Origin of the sequence: Nocardiopsis terrae (assembly GCF_014651695.1) — a bacterium.
Classification (GTDB): Bacteria; Actinomycetota; Actinomycetes; order Streptosporangiales; family Streptosporangiaceae; genus Nocardiopsis; species Nocardiopsis terrae.
Map to the genome: position 1 here is coordinate 391,327 of NZ_BMXJ01000006.1, position 19,346 is coordinate 410,672.

Below are 19,346 nucleotides of genomic sequence, written 5' to 3' on the forward strand. Positions count from 1 at the left end.
CGGGTTGTAGCAGGCACAGCATCCTCGTCCGCGCCTTGCTCGTTCCTCGCTGGCGGCTTGACTCGTCTTGCACTGTGTTTGCTGAAACCCAGACTCCCGCGCCCGAACGAAAGAACACCCCCTGAGGTGACGGTGGGTGGGCAGGGGCACCCCTTGGGGTGGAGGCAAGTGGGCAGCACACCCCTGGGGTTGAGCGCTTGCTCCGGGGGCCGACACACCCCTGTGGTCATTCGTCCAGACAGGAGATCAGCATGACCGACACCGAACTCCTCACCCGGGCGCGGGCCTGGCTCGACCAGGACCCCGATCCCGTGACGCGGGAAGAGCTGGGTGCGCTGCTGGCCCGCGCGGAGACCGGGGAGGCGGCCGCCCTGGCCGACCTCACCGACAGGTTCGCCACCGGCCTGGAGTTCGGTACGGCCGGTCTGCGCGGAGCCCTGGGCGCCGGGCCCAACCGGATGAACCGGGTCGTGGTCATGCGTGCGGCCGCGGGGATCGGTGCGTGGCTCGGGGCGGGCGGCAAGCACGTGGTCATCGGGTACGACGCCCGGCACCGCTCCGCCGACTTCGCCCGGGACAGCGCCGCGGTCCTCACCGGGGCCGGACACCGGGTGTCCCTGCTGCCCGGCCCCCTGCCCACCCCGGTCCTGGCGTACACCCTGCGCGATCTGGGCGCGGACGCCGGGATCGTGGTGACCGCCAGCCACAACCCGCCCCAGGACAACGGCTACAAGGTGTACGTCGGCGGGACCGGTGACGACGCGGGCACCCAGATCGTCTCCCCGGTGGACGCCGAGATCTCCGCCGCGATCGACGCGGTGGGCCCGGTCGGGGCGCTTGCCTCGGGTGAGGGCTGGACCGTGCTCGGCGAGGAGGCGGTGGAGCGGTACCTGGCCGCCGTCACCGCGCTGCCGTTGGAGGCGGACCGGGACCTGTCGGTGGTCTACACCCCCATGCACGGGGTGGGCGGCCGGGTACTGGTCGAGGCGGTGGAACGGGCCGGATTCGCCCGTCCGGCGGTGGTCGCCGAACAGTTCGACCCCGACCCCGACTTCCCCACGGTGGACTTCCCCAACCCGGAGGAGCCCGGGGCGATGGACCTGGCCGTCGCGGCGGGTGAGGCCCTCGGGGCCGACCTGGTGGTGGCCAACGACCCCGACGCCGACCGGTTGGCGCTCGCGGTCCCCGGGCACGGGCTGCTCACCGGGAACGAGGTGGGCGGGCTGCTCGCCGAGTACGTGCTCGACCACACGAGCGGTGCGGACCGGGTGGTCGCCACCTCGATCGTCTCCTCCAGCCTGCTCGGCAGGATCGCCCGGGACCGGGGCGTGCACTACGAGGAGACCCTGACGGGGTTCAAGTGGCTGGCCCGCGCGGGAGCACCAGGGCAGCGCCGGGTGTTCTCCTACGAGGAGGCCCTGGGGTACTGCGTGGGCGGTGACGAGGTGCGGCCGGTGGCGGACAAGGACGGGATCAGCGCGGCGCTGATGGCGCTCTCCCTGGCCGCGGCCGCGAAGCGGACCGGGCGCACCCTGGTCGACCTCCTCGATGATCAGGCGAGGAAGTACGGCCTGCACCTCAGCGACCAGCTGTCGGTGCGGGTGGAGGACCTGGCGGAGATCTCCGCGGCGATGCGGCGGTTGCGCGCCGAACCGCCCGCCGCGTTCGGCCCCCTGAGGGTGTCGGGGGTCGTCGACTTCGCCGGCGGGCACGCAGGGCTGCCGCCGACCGACGCACTGCGCTTCGAACTGACGGGCGGGATGCGGGGGCGCGTGACGCTACGCCCCTCGGGGACCGAGCCCAAGCTGAAAGCCTACGCCGAGGTGGTGTCGGGGGTCGACGGCGACGTCGCGGCCGCCCGCGCGCGGGGCTCGGAGCTGCTGTCCGAGCTGATGGCCTCGGTCGCCGAGATGGTCACGGAATGATCCGGGGGCGGGGCGGGCTCACCCGCCTTCCTCGTTCGGCTCCACGACCGGTCGGTGTACGACCTCGTCGATGACGGTGAGCGTCTGGGTGGACGTCACACCGGGAAGCGATTGGAGACGGCTCAGGATCAGGTCGCGCAGCTGGTTGGTGTTGGCGACGCGGACCAGCAGGACGATGTCCGCCGACCCCACCACGTACCAGCAGTACTCGATCTCGGGGTAGGAGGAGAGGATCTCCCGGTTGGCCCGCCAGTCGGGTTGGCTCCCCGAGATGAGTACGAGCGCGGTCACGCCCAGTCCCATCTTGGAGTGGTCGGTCACCACGGAGTAGCCGCGGATGACGCCCTCGTCGGTGAGCCGCTTGATCCGGTTGTAGGCCGTGGCCCGGGAGACGTTGGCCAGTGCGGCGATCTCCGTGATGCCGGTTCGAGCGTCCTTGGCGAGCGCACTCAGGATGGTCTGGTCGGTCGTGTCCGGCCGCCGGCCGTTCCTACGCTGGTCGCCCATGGCCATGTGCGTGCTCCTCGTGTGCTCTTGTCGCAGTGCTCAACTCCTTGCTGTCATCGTTGACAGGGAGCTAAGGAAATACCAGGTAAACGTTGTTTTCGTCCATAGAAATCTCAGCCGGCGAGATACGGCGCGCGTCCGGGCGGCGGAGTCGGGGGCGGGGGATCGGGGGTTCGCGCGGCGACCTCTTGTGCGAACCGCCAAGCGGGGGCCTGGCGGGGAAGTCCGACTGTACTCATGGTTGACGCACGGAGTGGGGCGAGGGTTTCCCTGACTGGCCAGTAACCACAACGAACTGGCTGGAATCAGCCAGAAATTCTTACCTATCGTCTCATTTCGGCCATATCTGTCGTATCTGCAAGTACAGACAACAACTCGTTGGGTGTGGCTCCGGGGTGGACGCATCTCTGGACCAATGGCTCTTCGTGTGTGAGCGTGCTCCCTCCGTGTTCGCCGGTCCGCCTCGGGGGTGTTCCGTGCGGGGCTCCCGCGGGTGCGGGGGCGTCACCCCCGGATGCGGGGCGGCGATGGTGATTCGTGATGTTTGGCACGATGTGTCGTTTTCCTGTGTTGGGGATGCTGAATCTTAGACGCATAAGAACGTACTCGGGACATTCGTTCTCAGGTGTATCGACTATTCGGCCATATCTAGCGTAACTGTCCAGTTGTCCGGAGAATCAAGGGCAGACCGTGACCACCCCGAGCCCCGGTCGCGCCACCACGCGCGCAGGGCCACGTTGGGAGCCTCTCGACATGCCACCCCAAGAGTCGAAGGGCCAGGGCGCCATCACCGTGGAGCACCTGCCGCCCGAACTCACCCGCCGGCTCTACCGCGACATGCGCACCGCGCGCGACCTGGACACGGAGGCCATCGCCCTCCAGCGCCAGGGCGTCTTCCCCGCCTACGTCTCCGTCCGCGGCCAGGAGGCGGCACAGGTCGGCAGCGCCACCGCGCTCGACCCCGCCCGGGACTTCGTCTTCCCCACCTACCGGGAAATGGCCTCGGCCCTCGCCTACGGCGTCGAGATGGTCGGCTACATGGCCACCCACCGCGCCCTGTGGCACGGCGGCCTCTACGACGTCATGGACTCGCGCTTCGGCGCCATCAACGCGGTCGTCGGCGGCCCCGTCCCGCACGCCGTGGGGTGGGCCCTCGGTGAGCGGCTCCGCGGTGACGACGGCGTCGCCATGGCCTACTTCGGGGACGGGGCCAGCTCCGAGGGAGACGTCCACGAGGCCATGAACTTCGCCGGGGTCCTCGCGGCGCCCGTCATCTTCTTCTGCCAGAACAACCAGTGGGCCCTGTCGGTGCCCAACGAGCGCCAGGTCGCCGGCGGATCCGTCGCCGCGCGCGCCGAGGGCTACGGCATGCCCGGGGTCCTCGTCGACGGCAACGACGCCGGCGCCGTGCACACCGCCACCGCCGAAGCGGTCGAACGCGCCCGGAACGGCGGCGGCCCCACCGTCATCGAGGCGCTCACCTACCGCATCGAACCCCACTCCACCTCCGACGACCCCGGCCGCTACCGGGACGAGGCCGACACCGAGCACTGGCGGCGGCGGGACCCCGTCGTGCTGCTGCGCGCCGCCATGCTCGAAGCCGGGCACGCCGACGAGGAGCACTTCGCCGCCGTCGACGCCGAGGCCGCGCGGCGGGCCGAACAGGTCAGGGACGGCGTCGCCGACGCCCCCGAACCCGACGGCTCCGAACTGTTCACCCACGTCTTCCGGGAGACCACCGAGGAGCTGACCCGGCAGCACCGCACCTGGCAGGAAGAGGTCGAGCTGTGACCGAGCTGATCGAACGCGCCGACACGACGGTGGAGTCCGCAGTGGTGGAGCTGTCCATGCAGCAGGCCATCAACCGGGCCCTGCGCGTCCTGCTCACCGAGGACCCCGACGTCCTCGTCTTCGGTGAGGACGTCGGTGCCCTCGGCGGGGTCTTCCGGGTCACCGACGGCCTCCAGAAGGAGTTCGGCGACCAGCGGGTCTTCGACACCCCGCTCGCCGAGTCCGCCATCATGGGCATGGCGGTCGGACTGGCCATGAACGGCTGGCGGCCCGTCCCCGAGCTCCAGTTCGACGGCTTCGCGTACCCGGCCGTCGACCAGATCGTCAACCAGGTGGCACGCATGAACTACCGCACCCGCGGCGCCGCACCCATGCCGATCACCCTGCGCCTGCCCTCCTTCGGCGGTATCCAGGCCCCCGAGCACCACGGGGAGAGCCTCGAGGCCCTCTTCGCGCACACCCCCGGACTGAAGGTCGTCGCGCCCTCCGACCCGGCCGAGGCCTACAGCCTGCTGTTGCAGTCGGTCCGTTCCGACGACCCGGTCGTCTACATGGAGCCCAAGGCCCGCTACTGGGACCGCCGACCGGTCCGGCTGAGTGAACCCACCGACCCCATCGGCACCAGCCGAATCGTCCGCCCCGGACGCCACGCCACGCTCGTCGCCTGGGGTGCGATGGTGCACAGGTGCGTCCAGGTGGCCGAGCTGGCCGCGGAGGACGGCGTCGAGTTGGAGGTGCTGGACCTGCGCTGGCTCAAACCCATCGACGCCGCCGGGCTCGCCGCCTCCGTCGCCCGCACCAAGCGGGCCGTGGTCGTCCACGAGGCCCCGCTCACCGCCGGACTCGGCGCCGAGGTGGCCGCGCTGATCACCGAGAACTGCTTCCGTGAGCTGGCAGCCCCGGTCCAGCGGGTCACCGGGTTCGACGTCCCCTATCCGGCCGGCCCCCTGGAACCGCAGTACCTGCCGACGATCGACCGCGTCCTGCTCGCGGTCCAGCGAACCCTGGAGTACTAGCCGACATGGCAGAAGAGAACATCACCTTCACCCTCCCCGACCTGGGCGAAGGGCTCGTCGAGGCGACCGTGCTGGAGTGGCAGGTCGCGGTCGGGGACACCATCGGCCGCAACGATCCGCTGGTCGAGGTGGAGACGACCAAGTCGGCCGTGGTCATCCCCTCGCCCAAGGCCGGCCGGGTGGTCGAGCTGCACGCCCGGGAGGAGGACGTCGTCCCGGTCGGGGAGCCCCTGGTGACCTTCGCCGTCGAGGTCGAGGAGAGCGCCCCCCAGGCCGGCATCGTCGGGCGGGTCCCCGAGGAGGAAGCCAAACCGAAACGCAGAGTGAGGCTGAAGCCCCCGACGGACTGACGCGTCAAAGGTCCCATCTCCGCCGAGGGCCAGTTCGGATGTCAGCACAAGTGACATACCCGATCCGGGATGGCCGTTTATGCAAACATCTGAATTGGCCCTCGCTCTCCCGGCCAAATCCGGCCCCGGACATAAGAAGGAAGGATTCATGACCGTGAATCCCGTCGAAGACGTGACAATGCGCTATGCGGATTTGCCTTCGCAGGACCCGACCGACGACGTACCGGTGCTCCTGCTGCACGGTTTCGGCACCGACTTCGACATGAATTGGCGCGCCACGGGGTGGCCGCGCGTGCTCGAGGAGGCCGGGCGCCGGGCGATCGGCCCGGACCTGCGCGGCCACGGGGCCAGCGACAAGCCCACGGACCCCCAGCTCTACCTGCCCGAACACTTCGTCGCCGACATCCTGGCGATGCTCGACGAGCTGGACGTCCGGGCCGTGGACGCCGTCGGGTACTCCATGGGGTCCCGGCTGGCCTGGGAGCTCGCCCTGACCGCGCCGGAGCGGGTCCGCAGCCTCGTCCTGGGCGGCTTCGGTCCGGTCAACGCCCTGGCCGGCCTGGACACGGCCCGCCCGGGAGAGGGCGACAGCCCCTTCGACCACGTCTACCGCACCGTCGCCGGTCTGCCGGGCAACGACGCGGAGGCGCTCGCCGCCTGTGTCCGCGGTCAGGCCGCACGCCCCTTCCGGGAGGAGCCGCGACCCGAGGGCGTCCCCCTGCTCGTGGCCGCCGGGGCCAAGGACGCGGTCGCCGAGGGTGCCGCGGCGTTCGCCGGGCGCTGCGGCGGCTCGTACGTGGAGATCCCCGGCCGGGACCACGCCAACGCGGTCTCCTCCAGGGTCTTCAAGCAGGCCGTGGCGGACTTCCTCGGCGCCCGGGGGTCCGGGTCAGGGGGTTAGTCCGGTCTAGACCGGTTGGCTCGGACATGCGGCTGTGACCACCGGTGAAGGTCACGGTACAACCGGTCGTGCGCACGGCCCCTCCGGAGGAACGGGAGGTCAAAAACGGGGAATAGGCCGTTGGTTGCCACGGTTCGGTGTGCTCTTGGTAACTTCCAGGTAAGGTGCCGTGTCGCTCTGCTCTCGCCTTCATAACAACTCCGTCCGTTGGTTAGGTGTACTTTCGACCAGCGGATATCGTCCGGCAACAGAACTCAGGTCGGATCCGCGCTGAATGCGGGCCGCTGAGAGGGCGAAGGGGAGAGTTACTCAAGTGAAGCGCAGCAACGCAGCCAAGTTCGCCGCGGTCGCCGCGGCGGGCGTGTTGGCACTCACCGCGTGTGACAACGCGGCCGAAGACACCGGCGACAGCGGAAACGGCGGCGGCGAAGAGGCTTCCGAGATCCGGGTCGGCCTGGCCTTCGACGTGGGCGGTCGCGGCGACCGCTCGTTCAACGACTCCGCCTACCGGGGCCTGCAGCAGGCCGCCGACGAGCTCGGCGTCGAGACCGCCGACTTCGAGCCGGCCGACGGGGAGGCCGACTCCGACAAGCAGGACCGCCTCGCCAACATGGCCGAGGAGGGCTTCGACGTCGTCATCGGTGTCGGCTTCGCCTACCAGGAGCCGATGGAGGCCGTCGCCGAGAACTACCCGGACACCAACTTCGCGATCGTCGACTCCGAGGTCGAGGGCCACGACAACATCACCAGCCTCGTCTTCGCCGAGGAGCAGGCCTCCTTCCTGGCCGGTGCCGCCGCGGCGCTGACCACCGAGGAGGACCACGTCGGCTTCGTCGGCGGTGTCGAGACCCCGCTGATCCACAAGTTCGAGGCCGGGTACGTCGCCGGTGTCGAGCACGTCAACGAGGACATCAACGTCGAGGTCGACTACCTCAGCCAGCCGCCGGACATGAGCGGCTTCAGCGACCCGGCACAGGGCCGTGAGGCCGCCCAGGCCCAGTACGACCGCGGTGCCGACGTGATCTACCACGCCGCCGGCGCCTCCGGCAACGGTGTCCTCCAGTCCGCCGTCGACAACGAGTTCACCTTCATCGGCGTCGACAGCGACCAGTACGAGAACGCCGAGGAGCAGCAGAAGCCGTACGTGCTGACCTCCGCCATCAAGCAGGTCGACGTCGCCGTCTTCGAGATGATCAAGTCCGTGGTCGAGGGCGACCCGCAGACCGGCATCCAGCGCTTCGAGCTCGCCGACGGCGGTGTGGACTACACCCTGTCCAACGAGGAGGCCATCGAGCCGATCCAGGAGGAGCTCGACGCACTCAAGCAGGAGATCATCGACGGCGAGATCGAGGTTCCGACCCAGCCCTAGTCGGCCGGGTCCACACGGTTCGCCCCGCCGCGGGCACGGCCCGCGGTGACAGTGCCCCAGGGCGGCACCGGTGACAGGGGGAGCAGTCCCCTTCCGGTGCCGCCCCGGTTGCCGTTTTCCGCGACGATGGCGTCCGGACACGAACCCTTCGGGGCCCGTGCGCCACGTTGCTGTTTCCACGAGGAGAAAGATGAGCAGCACGCCATCGGGCGAAGGGGCCGCAGGGCCCTTCGCCGTTGAGCTGCGCGGGATCACCAAACGTTTTCCCGGCGTCGTGGCCAACCACGACATCGACATCACCGTGGCTCCCGGTACCGTGCACGCCATCGTCGGCGAGAACGGCGCGGGCAAGTCCACGCTGATGAAGACCCTGTACGGCATGCACCGGCCGGACGAGGGCCATATCCGTATCCGCGGTGAGGAGGTGCGCTTCCACTCGCCCTCCGACGCCATCAGGCACGGCATCGGCATGGTGCACCAGCACTTCATGCTCGCCGACAACCTCACCGTGCTGGAGAACGTGGTCCTGGGCGCGGAGCGCAGGCACGGCATCGGCCGCAGGGCCAGGGCCCGTATCCAGGAGCTGTCCGCCCAGTACGGGCTCGGCGTCGACCCGGACCGCCTCATGGAGGAACTGGGCGTCGGAGACCGCCAGCGCGTGGAGATCCTCAAGGTGCTCTACCGCGGCGCCGAGACGATCATCCTGGACGAGCCCACCGCCGTCCTGGTCCCGCAGGAGGTCGACGAGCTCTTCGACAACCTGCGCGAGCTCAAGCGCGAGGGCCTCACGGTCATCTTCATCTCGCACAAGCTCGACGAGGTCCTGTCCGTCGCCGACGAGATCACCGTGATCCGCCGCGGCACCACGGTGGCCACCGCCGACCCGCGCACCACCACCGCACGGGAGCTGGCCACCCTCATGGTGGGCGGCGAACTGCCCGTACCGGAGCTGCGCGAGTCCACCGTCACCGACCACGTCATCCTGTCCCTGAACGGGGTGACCGTGCTCTCGTCGGAGGGTCGGCCCGTCGTCGACGACGTCACCCTCGACATCCGCAGGGGCGAGATCGTCGGTATCGCCGGGGTCGAGGGCAACGGCCAGTCCGAGCTGATCGAGGCGATCATGGGCATGCGCCGGGCCGCCTCCGGCAGCATCGCCCTGGAGGGCCAGGACATCACCGACTGGCCCACGCTGCGCATCCGCGAGGCCGGGGTCGGCTACATCCCCGAGGACCGGCACCGGCACGGCATGCTGCTGGACTCCCCGCTGTGGGAGAACCGGATCCTGGGACACCAGACCCGGGAACCCAGTGTCCGCGGCCCCTGGATCAACCGGTCCGGGGCGCGCGCCGACTCCGAGCGCATCGTCACCGAGTACGACGTGCGCACCCCCAACATCGACGTCATCGCCGACGCGCTGTCCGGGGGCAACCAGCAGAAGTTCATCATCGGCCGGGAGATGAGCGCGCAACCGCACTTCCTGGTCGCCGCCCACCCCACCCGAGGCGTGGACGTGGGCGCCCAGTCGGCCATCTGGGAGCAGTTGCGCGAGGCGCGCGCGGCCGGACTGGCCGTCCTGCTGGTCTCCGCCGACCTCGACGAGCTCATCGGCATGTCCGACACACTCCACGTCATCCTGCGCGGCCGTCTGGTCACGGAGGCCGACCCGAACAGCGTCACCCCCGAACAGCTCGGCTCCGCCATGACCGGCGCCGGGTTGGGCGGTGCGGACGCGCACACAGAAGGTGGCAGCGGTGCTGAGGGCACCAACGGAAACGAGAGCGAGGGCGGCGCATGAGTAACCCCGGACGCCGCACCATCGCGGCACCGATCGTGTTCGGCCTGGCCGTACTCCTGGGCGTCGCGGCGACCTTCGCCCTGGACCTGTTCCTGCTGTGGTGGGCCGCGCTCATCATCGGCGTCACGCTCGCCTTCGGGCTCGTGGCGGCGCTGGCGCCGTTCACCCCGGACGAGAGCCGGATCGGCGCCGACGGGACCAGGGAGGAGGGCACGCCCCTGCACAACGTCCTGGTCGTTCCGATGTCGCTGATCCTGGCGGTCGCGGGCGGTCTGGTCTGCGCCTGGGTCCTGGACCTGCAGCTGATCGAACCCGTCGCTGCCGCGCTCGGCGCGCTCATCGGGTCGGCTCTGGCGTTCGTGCTGTTCCACCGCCTGGCGGCGATGATGGCGCTGTCCTTCGCCGCGGTCCTGGCCGCCGGTGTGCTCGCGGTCGGCGTCACCGCCGCCGTGCTGCTCCTCAGCGGCATCGCGCCGTTCCGGACCTTCGGACGGATGGCCGAGTTCGGTACCCGGCCGGACAGCCTGGTGCAGATCATCAACAGCAGCATCACCTACTACCTGGCCGCCGTGGCCGTGGCGATCGGCTTCAAGATGAAGCTGTTCAACATCGGTGTGGACGGCCAGTACCGGCTCGCGGCGCTGCTGGCCGCGGCCGTGGGCGGCTACCTCGTGCTGCCGCCGGTGGTCAGCCAGGTCGTCATCATCGCCACCGCCATCACGGTCGGCGGTGTGTGGGCCGGTATCGCCGGATACCTCAAGGTGGCGCGGGGCGTTTCCGAGGTGATCTCCACGATCATGCTCAACGCGATCGCCACCGGCATCACCGCCTACCTGCTGAGCACCGACCGCCTCGCGGTGGAGATCAGCACCAACAACATCGGCACGCCGCCCATGCCCGAGTCGGCGTGGGTGCCCGGCATCCCCGCGGGCTTCCTCGGCTCCGACCGGGAGATCTACGGCCTGGTCCTGCTGGCCGTCGCTGTCGGCTTCCTCTACTGGATGATGCTCAACCGCACCCGCTTCGGGTTCGAGCTGCGGGCCACCGGCCAGTCGCAGACCGCGGCCGAGGCCAGCGGTGTGAACGTCAAGAGGATGGTCTTCCTGTCCATGCTCTTCTCGGGCATGGTCGCGGGGCTCGTGGGCCTGCCCCAGCTCCTGGGGCACTCGCACTACTACGCGCTGGACTTCCCGGCGGGTATCGGCTTCATCGGTATCGCGATCGCCCTGCTGGGCCGGAACCACCCGGTGGGCATCGTCTTCGCGGCACTGCTGTGGGCCTTCCTCGACCAGGCGGCGGGGATCCTGCCCTTCGACGGGATCCCGCAGGAGATCGCGGTCATCGCGCAGGCCACCATCGTCCTCACGGTCGTCGTGGTCTACGAGGTCGTGCACCGCTGGGGCCGCCGCTACCAGCAGCAGCAGATCGGCAAGCAGCTCGGCAGGGCCGTCGAGTCCAGCGGGGAGGCACAGTGAGCCAGGAACTGAACGTGAAGGAAGCGGCGGAGTCGCCGTGGCGGCCCAGGGGGTGGGCGCGGTGGCGTGTCCTGACCCTGTTCGCCGCGGTGCTCGTCTCCCTGGCCGGGCTGCGCGTCATCACCGGCCAGGACATGCTCACCGACTCGGGCACCATCCGCACCACCCTGACCTTCGCGGTACCCATCGGACTGGCCGCCCTCGGCGGACTGTGGGCCGAGCGCGCGGGCATCATCAACATCGGCCTGGAAGGCATGATGATCCTGGGCACCTGGTTCGGTGCCTACTTCGCCTGGAGCACCGACAACCCGTGGATGGGCCTGCTCGCGGGCGTCCTCGCCGGGATGGCCGGCGGCCTGCTGCACGCGGTCGCCACGGTGACCTTCGCGGTGGACCACATCGTGTCCGGTGTGGCGATCAACATCCTCATGCTCGGCGCGATGCGCTACCTGTCGATCCTGGTGTACTCGGACGTGCCCGGCGCGGGTGCCGCCCAGTCGCCGACCACACCCGAATTCCCGACACTGAACCTGCCGGTCCTGCCGGAGCTGCTGCGGCCGGTGGAGGCCGCCGGAACCTTCCTGGTCAGCGACCTGGCCTCGCTGGTGATCGGTCTGACCACCCGCATGTCGGCGCTCACCCTCGTCGCCCTCCTGATGATCCCGCTGACCTACCTGGTGCTGTGGCGGACGACCTTCGGCCTGCGCCTGCGCTCGGTCGGTGAGAACCCCGACGCCGCCGAGTCGCTGGGTGTGGCGGTGTACCGCCTCAAGTACGTGGCGGTCGTCGTCTCCGGCGGTCTGGCCGGTATGGGCGGCGCGTTCCTGGCCATGGTGGCCTCGAACATCTACCAGGAGGGGCAGACCGGCGGCCGCGGCTACATCGGTCTGGCCGCGATGATCTTCGGTAACTGGCGTCCCGGCGGCCTGGCGATGGGCGCCGGACTGTTCGGCTACACCGACGCCCTCCAGCTGCGCGGCGGCGGCGAGGCCATCCACGCGCTGCTCCTGCTGTTCGTGGCAGCGCTGCTGGCCTGGACGCTGTGGCGTTCGCGCGCGGCCCTGCTCGGTCGGATCGGTTCCGCGGCGACCGTGCTCGGTGCGCTGCTCTACGCGTTCACCGCGGCCGGCCCGCTGGCCGCCCACTCCGGACTGCTCTACCCGGCGGCGGCGCTCCTGCTGCTGGCCGGCCTGCTCCTGGCCCTGTGGAGCACCCGGGACGCGCAGACACCCCCGCTGGCCGTGGTCGCGGTCGGGCTGCTGGCGGCCGGTGCGCTGGCCTACTGGACGAGTTCCTTCCTCCTCGCCGGCGCGGCCCTGAACACCGCGTACGTCGTACTGACCCTGCTGGGTATCGCGGCGGCGTCCGCGGCGATGTGGAAGACCAGGAAACGCGCCACGGCGATGGCGGCCCTGGCCGTCGGAGTGGCCTCGCTGCTGCTGTTCTGGTACTTCGGTACCGACTCGCTGCCGCGCGAGCTGGCCACCTACAGCCCGCACATCGCCACCCTGCTGGTGCTCTCACTGGCCTCGCAGCGGCTGCGTCCGCCCGCCGGGATCGGCCAGCAGTGGAGGGCGGGCCGCTCATGACCGAACACACCGGCGTGGACTGGGCGGCCCTGCGGGAGGCCGCCCGGGAGGCCATGGGCCACGCGTACGCGCCCTACTCGAAGTACCCGGTGGGCGCGGCGGCGCTGGTCTCCGACGGCCGGACCGTGAGCGGCTGCAACGTGGAGAACGCCTCCTACGGGGTGGGCCTGTGCGCCGAGTGCGGTCTGGTCAGCGCGCTGCACGCCTCCGGCGGCGGGCGCCTGGTCGCGTTCAGCTGCGTGGACGGCCGGGGCGAGACCCTGATGCCGTGCGGCCGCTGCCGCCAACTGCTGTACGAACACGGCGGGCCGGACCTGCTGGTGGACACGCCCGAGGGGATCCTCCCCATGGAGCGGGTGCTGCCGCAGGCCTTCGGGCCGCACAACCTCGCCTGAGGGGCGAAGCACGATCGGGTGCCTCCCCGGCCGCCGACCCACGGCGGCCGGGGAGTCGTTTTTCCAGCCACGGAGAGGAACACGACATGGACGTCATCGAGGTCATCCGAGCCAAGCGCGACGGGGGAGAGCTCACTCCGGAGCAGATCGACTGGGTGATCGGCGCCTACACCCGTGGTGAGGTGGCCGAGGAGCAGATGTCGGCGCTGGCGATGGCGGTCTTCCTGCGCGGCATGGGCCGGGCGGAGGTGGGCCGCTGGACCGAGGCGATGCTGTCGTCGGGGGACCGGCTCGACTTCTCCGACCTGGCCCGGCCCACCACCGACAAGCACTCCACGGGCGGGGTGGGCGACAAGATCACGCTGCCGCTCACGCCCACCGTCGCCGCCTGCGGGGCGGCGGTCCCGCAGCTGTCCGGGCGCGGGCTCGGCCACACCGGCGGCACCCTGGACAAACTGGAGTCGATCCCCGGCTGGCGCGCGTCGCTGTCCACCGAGGAGATGCGCCGGGTCATCACCGAGACCGGCGGCGTGATCTGCGCTGCCGGCACCGGGCTGGCCCCGGCCGACCGCAAGCTCTACGCGCTGCGCGACGTCACCGGCACCGTGGAGTCCATCCCGCTCATCTCCGCGTCCATCATGAGCAAGAAGCTCGCCGAGGGCACCGGGGCCCTGGTCCTGGACGTCAAGGTGGGGTCGGGCGCGTTCATGAAGGACGCCGGGTCCGCCCGGGAGCTGGCCCGCACCATGGTGGACATCGGCAACGACCACGGGGTGCGCACGGTCGCCCTGCTCACCGACATGGCCACGCCCCTGGGCCGTCAGGTCGGCAACGCCCTGGAGGTCGCCGAGGCCGTCGAGGTGCTCTCCGGGGGCGGCCCCGGCGACGTCGTGGAGCTCACCGTGGCGCTGGCGCGGGAGATGCTGACGGCGGCCGGTCTGACCCCGGGCGAGAACGGCGTCAAGGACCCGGCCCAAGCCCTGCGCGACGGCAGCGCCCTGGAGTCGTGGAAGCAGTTGGTCCGGGCCCAGGGCGGCGACCCGGACGCGCCGCTGCCCGAGGCGGCCGAGCGCCGGGTGGTGCTCTCCCCGTCCAGCGGTGTCCTCACCCGGCTGGACGCCTACCAGGTGGGGCTGGCCGCCTGGCGGCTGGGCGCGGGCCGGGCCCGCAAGGAGGACGCGGTGTCCTTCGGGGCGGGTGTGACCCTGCACGCCAAACCGGGTGAGGAGGTCCAGGCCGGGGAACCGCTGTTCACGCTACACGCCGACGAGCCCGAGCGCTTCGACCGCGCCGCCCAGGCCCTGGAGGGGGCCTTCGACATCGGTGACGCGGCCGAGTGGAGGACGCGACCGCTGGTCATCGACCGGATCAGCTGATCCCGCCGTGGTCCGGGCGGGCCGCCCGCGCAGTCCGCCTGGCTCCGGCGGAGCCAGGGGTCCGAGGCGCGAGCGCGGGGGCGCGTAGATGCGGAGGGGCCGGCCGACACACTGGTCGCCAGCCCCTCCCGCGTGTGCCCGAAGGCCGCGGAACTAGTCCATCACGGGCGGCATCATCTGCTGCGGGGACGCCTCGGGCATCAGCAGGAAGGCCGCCGCGGCGACGATCACGAACAGCAAGCCCACGATGGTCGTCGCGGTGGCGGTCCACTTCGCCCAGGGCCGGGTCCCCCAGTTGTGCAGGGCGAGCGCCAGGGTCGAGGTGAGCACGGTGAGCAGGGCCACCGCGCCGCCCATCCAGACCTGCATCTCGATCTGCCTGATCTGAGCGGGGTCCACGGTCTGGTCGCCGACCAGGAGCATGCTGGTGAGGATCTCCAACAGTTGCCCGGTCAGGATGGTCACGGCGAGCAGTACCACGCTGACGATGCTCAGGGTCTCGGTGGAGAAGGCGCCTCCGGTCCGGGGCTCGGCCGGAACGGCCCCGAACTCCGCTTCGGGGGCGGTCCCGTACTGGTTCTCCTCGGTCTCCGGGGCCTCGGTGGTTCCCGGGGCCCCGGTTTCGGCGGACGCCTCGGCGACCCCCGGTTCGAACTTCGGTTGGGGAGCGCCCTCCGTCGGTCTGTCGGTGTTCTCGGCCCTGGCGTTGTCTTCCGGTTCGGTACTCACGCGGCCAACGTACCCGGGGGTCTGTATAAGAGGGGCCTAAGAATCGCCTGATCAGACCTTGAAAGCGCCTCGAATCCGTCACGGGGCGCTGATGGTCAGGCGCCGGTGAGCAACACGTACGACAGCACGGTCAGGACCACCAGCACCACGCCCACCAGTACGGTCGCCGCGGCCAGGTGCCGGGCCCAGGCGCGGGTGCCGGGGTCGGCGCGGACCAGGGCCACGGCGGCACAGACCACGGCCAGCGCGGAGAACAGCCCGGCGCCGGTCAGCTCACCCTGCACCTCGTAGGTGAGGGAGCCCTCGGCCCCGGTCAGGGTCTGTTGGTTGAAGATCCTGACCAGCTGGGTGGAGAGCAGCGTCGTGGCCAGGAAGAGGAGCCCGGTGACGCTGAAGGTCTCGGGGCCGAACAGGCCGCTCCGGGGCTGGGCGCTCCGCCCGGAGAGGAAGGCCTCGCCAGCGGCGGAGGCGTCGGGGCTCTCTGAGCCGGGGCTCTCCGGGGCGCCGTCGGCATCGGAGGGGACGGTGGTGGAGGGAGTGTCTTCTGAGGAGGTACTCACCCGCGCCAAAATACCGCCCGGTTCTCCCGACGCGGGGGCTCCGTAACGGGTTGGGCGCGGCCACTTCCGGCCATATCGCCCAAGGATGCCCAACGGGGTAAAAACAATCATGAGTGCTTGTTTTTTTCTGTGTCCGGTGTCACTCTCTTTGCCATGACCGCTACACCAGCCCCCTCCCTGCGTGTCGGGAACGCCTCCGGTTTCTACGGTGACCGCCTCGGAGCCGTCCACGAGATGCTCACCGAAGGCGCCGTGGACGTCCTCACCGGCGACTACCTGGCCGAACTCACCATGGCCATCCTCGGCCGCGACCAGCTGGCCGACCCCGGCCGGGGCTACGCCAGAACCTTCCTGCGACAGATGCGCGAGTGCCTGGCGATCATCATGGAACGCCGCGTCCGCGTGGTCACCAACGCCGGCGGCCTCAACCCCCGCGGCCTGGCCGACGAACTCACCGAGCTCGCCGAGGGCCTCGGCTTCGAACCACGCATCGCCTGCGTCACCGGAGACGACCTGCTCGACCGCGCGGAGGAGCTCAACCTCGGCGGCCCCCTGACCGCCAACGCCTACCTGGGCGCCTTCGGCATCGCCCGCTGCCTGGACGCCGGGGCCGACATCGTCGTCACCGGCCGCGTCACCGACGCCTCCCTCGCGGTCGGCCCGGCCGTCTCCCACTTCGGCTGGACCCGCGACGACCTCGACGCCCTCGCCGGGGCGACCGTCGCCGGACACGTCATCGAGTGCGGAACCCAGGCCACCGGCGGCAACTACGCGCTGACGCGCGAACTCGCCGGACGGGACCTGGACCACCCGGGCTTCCCGATCGCCGAGATCGGCGCGGACGGCTCCTCGGTCATCACCAAGCACGCCCGGACCCAGGGCGCGGTCACCGTCGGCACCGTCACCGCCCAGCTCGTCTACGAGGTCGCGGGCGCCCGCTACCCCGGCCCCGACGTCACCACCCGGCTGGACACCGTCCGGCTCACCCAGGAGGCCGACGACCGGGTGCGGATCAGCGGGGTGGTCGGCGAGGCGCCGCCGCCGGACCTCAAGGTCGGCCTGACCGGGATCTCGGGCTTTCGCAACGACGTCGAGTTCCTCATCACCGGGCTGGACGCCCGGGCCAAGGCGGAACTGGCCGAACGCCAGATGCGCGCGGCCCTGGCCGGCAGCCCGCCCGCGGAGCTGGGCTTCGAGTTCGTCCCGGCCCGCGACCCGCACGGCGACACCCAGGACGAGGCCACCGCCAGGCTGCGCGTGGTCGCCCGCGACCACGACCCCGCCGCAATCGGCCGCCGCTTCGGAGCCGCCGCCGTGGAGCTGGCCCTGGGCAGCTACGCCGGATTCCACCTCACCTCACCGCCGCGCGACGCCCGCCCCGACGGGGTCGCCGTCACCCACGCCCTCGTGCCCGCGGCAGAGGTCGGGCACACCGTGATCACCCCCGAGGGCGTCCGCGAGAACGTCGCCCACTCCGAGCACACCAGGGAGCTCACGGAGATCCCCGAACCCCCGCTGCCCGAGCCGCCGCCAGCCGGCCCCACCCGGCTCGCCCCCCTGGGCCTGGTCCTGGGCGCGCGCAGCGGCGACAAGGGCGCCGACGCCAACGTGGGCGTGTGGGCGACCTCGGACGAGGCCTGGCGATGGCTGGCACACACCCTCACCGTCGAGGCGCTGCGCGAAATCCTCCCGGAGACCGCCGACCTCAAGGTCACCCGCCACCTGCTGCCCCGCCTGCGCGCCGCCAACTTCTGGATCGAAGGGATCCTCGCCCCCGGCACCGCCCGCAGGGAGGGCCAGGACCCCCAGGCCAAGGGGCTCGGCGAGTGGCTGCGGGCCCGCCGCGTCCCGATCCCCGAGTCCCTGCTGGCGGAGCGCCCCGCGCCGACCCGGGCGGCCCCGTCCCAGACCCCCTCCGACCCGGCCGAACCCCCGAACCCGCAGAGCGAGGAGTCACCGTGAGCGTCCTGACCTCCAGACTCGACACCCGGGGCCCGGCCTACGCCGAGGCCCGGGACACCATGCTCGCCAAGCTGGCCGAGCTGGACACCGAACACGCCAAGGCCCTCGCCGGGGGAGGGGAGCGCTACGTCGAACGGCACCGCTCCCGGGGCGGGCTGCTGGCCAGGGAGCGCATCGAGCTCCTGCTGGACGAGGGCAGCCCCTTCCTCGAACTCTCCCCCTTGGCCGCCTGGGGCAGCGACTTCCACGTGGGCGCGAGCGTCGTCACCGGCGTGGGGGTGGTCTCGGGCGTGGAGTGCGTGGTCGTCGCCAACGACCCCACCGTGCGCGGCGGGTCCAGCAACCCCTGGTCGCTGAAGAAGTCCCAGCGCGCCGGCGAGATCGCCGAACGCAACCGGATGCCGATGATCAGCCTGGTGGAGTCGGGCGGCGCCGACCTGCCCACCCAGAAGGAGATCTTCATCCCCGGCGGGGGCACCTTCCGCCACCTCACCCAGCTGTCGGCCGCCGGGATCCCCACCATCGCCCTGGTCTTCGGCAACTCCACCGCCGGCGGCGCCTACGTCCCAGGGATGAGCGACCACGTGGTGATGGTCCGGGACCGCTCCAAGGTCTTCCTCGGCGGCCCGCCGCTGGTCAAGGCGGCCACCGGGGAGGAGAGCGACGACGAGTCCCTGGGCGGCGCACGGATGCACGCCGAGGTCTCCGGTCTCGCCGACCACCTCGCCGAGGACGAGCACGACGCCATCCGCATCGGCCGCCGCATCGTCGCCCGGCTCAACCACACCAAGGCCGGGCCGTCCCCGGCCGCCGCGGTCCGCGAACCCCTCCTGCCCGCCGAGGAGCTCCTCGGGATCATGCCGCCCGACCTCAAGGTCCCGGTGGATCCGCGCGAGGTCATCGCGCGCGTGGTGGACGGCTCGGAGTTCGACGAGTTCAAGCCCTCCTACGGGCCCGGCCTGGTCACCGGCTGGGCCACCCTGCACGGGTACCCCGTCGGCGTCCTCGCCAACGACCACGGGGTGCTGTTCAGCGCCGAAGCGCAGAAGGCCGCCCAGTTCATCCAGCTCGCCAACCGCTCGCACACCCCGCTGGTCTTCCTGCACAACACCACCGGCTACATGGTCGGCGCCGAGTACGAGCAGGGCGGCATCATCAAACACGGCTCGATGATGATCAACGCCGTCTCCAACAGCACCGTCCCGCACTTCTCCGTGCTCATCGGCGCCTCCTACGGGGCCGGGCACTACGGCATGTGCGGCCGCGCCTACGACCCCCGGTTCCTCTTCTCCTGGCCCAGCGCCCGCTCCGCCGTCATGGGCCCCAAGCAGCTCGCCGAGGTCATCTCGATCGTCTCGCGAGCCTCGGCCGCCAAGAAGGGCCAGCCCTACGACGACGACCAGGACGCCGCCATGCGCGAACTGGTCGAGAACCAGATCGAGGCCGAGTCCCTTCCGATGTTCCTGTCCGGCAGGGTCTACGACGACGGTGTCATCGACCCCCGCGACACCCGCACCGTCCTCGGGCTGTGCCTGTCCTTCGCCAGCAACGCACCCGTACGCGGCACCGACCGCTTCGGCGTCTTCCGAATGTGAGAAGGGGA

General features: G+C 70.8%; 16 protein-coding genes. 13 read left to right on the top strand and 3 right to left on the bottom strand.

The features are described 5' to 3' along the window. The first annotated feature begins 251 nt into the window (after nucleotides 1-251). A complete protein-coding gene (locus IE195_RS18925) occupies nucleotides 252-1,925 on the top strand; it encodes a phospho-sugar mutase (protein WP_191273298.1) in 1,674 nt (557 codons plus the stop codon). 18 nt (nucleotides 1,926-1,943) lie between these two features. Here IE195_RS18925 and IE195_RS18930 read toward each other — a convergent pair whose 3' ends face one another. Beyond that, entirely contained in the window at nucleotides 1,944-2,438 is a 495-nt protein-coding gene (locus IE195_RS18930; protein ID WP_191273300.1) for an Lrp/AsnC family transcriptional regulator, read from the bottom strand. A gap of 747 nt (nucleotides 2,439-3,185) precedes the next feature. Here IE195_RS18930 and IE195_RS18935 point away from each other — a divergent pair. The 10 genes from IE195_RS18935 (at nucleotide 3,186) to IE195_RS18980 (ending at nucleotide 14,492) form a co-directional block, all read left to right on the top strand. Further along, on the top strand, nucleotides 3,186-4,223 hold the full coding sequence (locus IE195_RS18935) for a thiamine pyrophosphate-dependent dehydrogenase E1 component subunit alpha (protein WP_191273302.1): 1,038 nt from the start codon (nucleotides 3,186-3,188) through the stop codon (nucleotides 4,221-4,223). Further along, the gene (locus IE195_RS18940; protein ID WP_191273304.1) at nucleotides 4,220-5,239 is read left to right on the top strand and encodes an alpha-ketoacid dehydrogenase subunit beta; all 1,020 of its coding nucleotides are present in this window, start codon (nucleotides 4,220-4,222) and stop codon (nucleotides 5,237-5,239) included. The genes IE195_RS18935 and IE195_RS18940 overlap by 4 nt, the downstream gene beginning before the upstream one ends. Before the next feature lie 5 nt (nucleotides 5,240-5,244). Beyond that, nucleotides 5,245-5,589 carry a biotin/lipoyl-containing protein gene (locus IE195_RS18945; protein WP_191273306.1) on the top strand — a complete coding sequence of 115 codons (345 nt, stop codon included), beginning with the start codon at nucleotides 5,245-5,247 and terminating at the stop codon, nucleotides 5,587-5,589. Between the two features lie 148 nt (nucleotides 5,590-5,737). Further along, on the top strand, nucleotides 5,738-6,490 hold the full coding sequence (locus tag IE195_RS18950; protein WP_191273308.1) for an alpha/beta fold hydrolase: 753 nt from the start codon (nucleotides 5,738-5,740) through the stop codon (nucleotides 6,488-6,490). 313 nt (nucleotides 6,491-6,803) lie between these two features. Beyond that, nucleotides 6,804-7,859, top strand: coding sequence for a BMP family lipoprotein (locus IE195_RS18955; protein ID WP_191273310.1), 1,056 nt, complete (start codon nucleotides 6,804-6,806; stop codon nucleotides 7,857-7,859). Nucleotides 7,860-8,049: 190 nt separating this feature from the next. Beyond that, the gene (locus tag IE195_RS18960) at nucleotides 8,050-9,657 is read left to right on the top strand and encodes an ABC transporter ATP-binding protein (RefSeq protein ID WP_191273312.1); all 1,608 of its coding nucleotides are present in this window, start codon (nucleotides 8,050-8,052) and stop codon (nucleotides 9,655-9,657) included. Continuing rightward, nucleotides 9,654-11,132 carry an ABC transporter permease gene (locus IE195_RS18965; RefSeq protein ID WP_191273314.1) on the top strand — a complete coding sequence of 493 codons (1,479 nt, stop codon included), beginning with the start codon at nucleotides 9,654-9,656 and terminating at the stop codon, nucleotides 11,130-11,132. The genes IE195_RS18960 and IE195_RS18965 overlap by 4 nt, the downstream gene beginning before the upstream one ends. Beyond that, nucleotides 11,129-12,721 (top strand): ABC transporter permease, encoded by a 1,593-nt coding sequence (locus tag IE195_RS26720; protein WP_191273316.1) that lies wholly within the window; start codon nucleotides 11,129-11,131, stop codon nucleotides 12,719-12,721. Before IE195_RS18965 ends, IE195_RS26720 begins: the two co-directional genes overlap by 4 nt. Then, the gene (locus IE195_RS18975; protein WP_191273318.1) at nucleotides 12,700-13,116 is read left to right on the top strand and encodes a cytidine deaminase; all 417 of its coding nucleotides are present in this window, start codon (nucleotides 12,700-12,702) and stop codon (nucleotides 13,114-13,116) included. The genes IE195_RS26720 and IE195_RS18975 overlap by 22 nt, the downstream gene beginning before the upstream one ends. An 86-nt stretch (nucleotides 13,117-13,202) precedes the next feature. Continuing rightward, nucleotides 13,203-14,492 (top strand): thymidine phosphorylase, encoded by a 1,290-nt coding sequence (locus tag IE195_RS18980; protein WP_191273321.1) that lies wholly within the window; start codon nucleotides 13,203-13,205, stop codon nucleotides 14,490-14,492. Nucleotides 14,493-14,645: 153 nt separating this feature from the next. Here IE195_RS18980 and IE195_RS18985 read toward each other — a convergent pair whose 3' ends face one another. Both IE195_RS18985 and IE195_RS18990 read right to left on the bottom strand, forming a co-directional pair. After that, the gene (locus tag IE195_RS18985) at nucleotides 14,646-15,221 is read right to left on the bottom strand and encodes a hypothetical protein (RefSeq protein ID WP_191273323.1); all 576 of its coding nucleotides are present in this window, start codon (nucleotides 15,219-15,221) and stop codon (nucleotides 14,646-14,648) included. 95 nt (nucleotides 15,222-15,316) lie between these two features. Further along, a complete protein-coding gene (locus IE195_RS18990) occupies nucleotides 15,317-15,781 on the bottom strand; it encodes a hypothetical protein (RefSeq protein WP_191273325.1) in 465 nt (154 codons plus the stop codon). Between the two features lie 153 nt (nucleotides 15,782-15,934). On the opposite strand from IE195_RS18990, the gene IE195_RS18995 reads away from it, so the two are divergent. Then, entirely contained in the window at nucleotides 15,935-17,743 is a 1,809-nt protein-coding gene (locus tag IE195_RS18995; RefSeq protein ID WP_225942371.1) for an acyclic terpene utilization AtuA family protein, read from the top strand. Further along, nucleotides 17,740-19,338: an acyl-CoA carboxylase subunit beta gene (locus IE195_RS19000; protein WP_191273327.1), complete on the top strand. Its 1,599-nt coding sequence runs from the start codon at nucleotides 17,740-17,742 to the stop codon at nucleotides 19,336-19,338. Before IE195_RS18995 ends, IE195_RS19000 begins: the two co-directional genes overlap by 4 nt. Nucleotides 19,339-19,346: the final 8 nt, after the last annotated feature.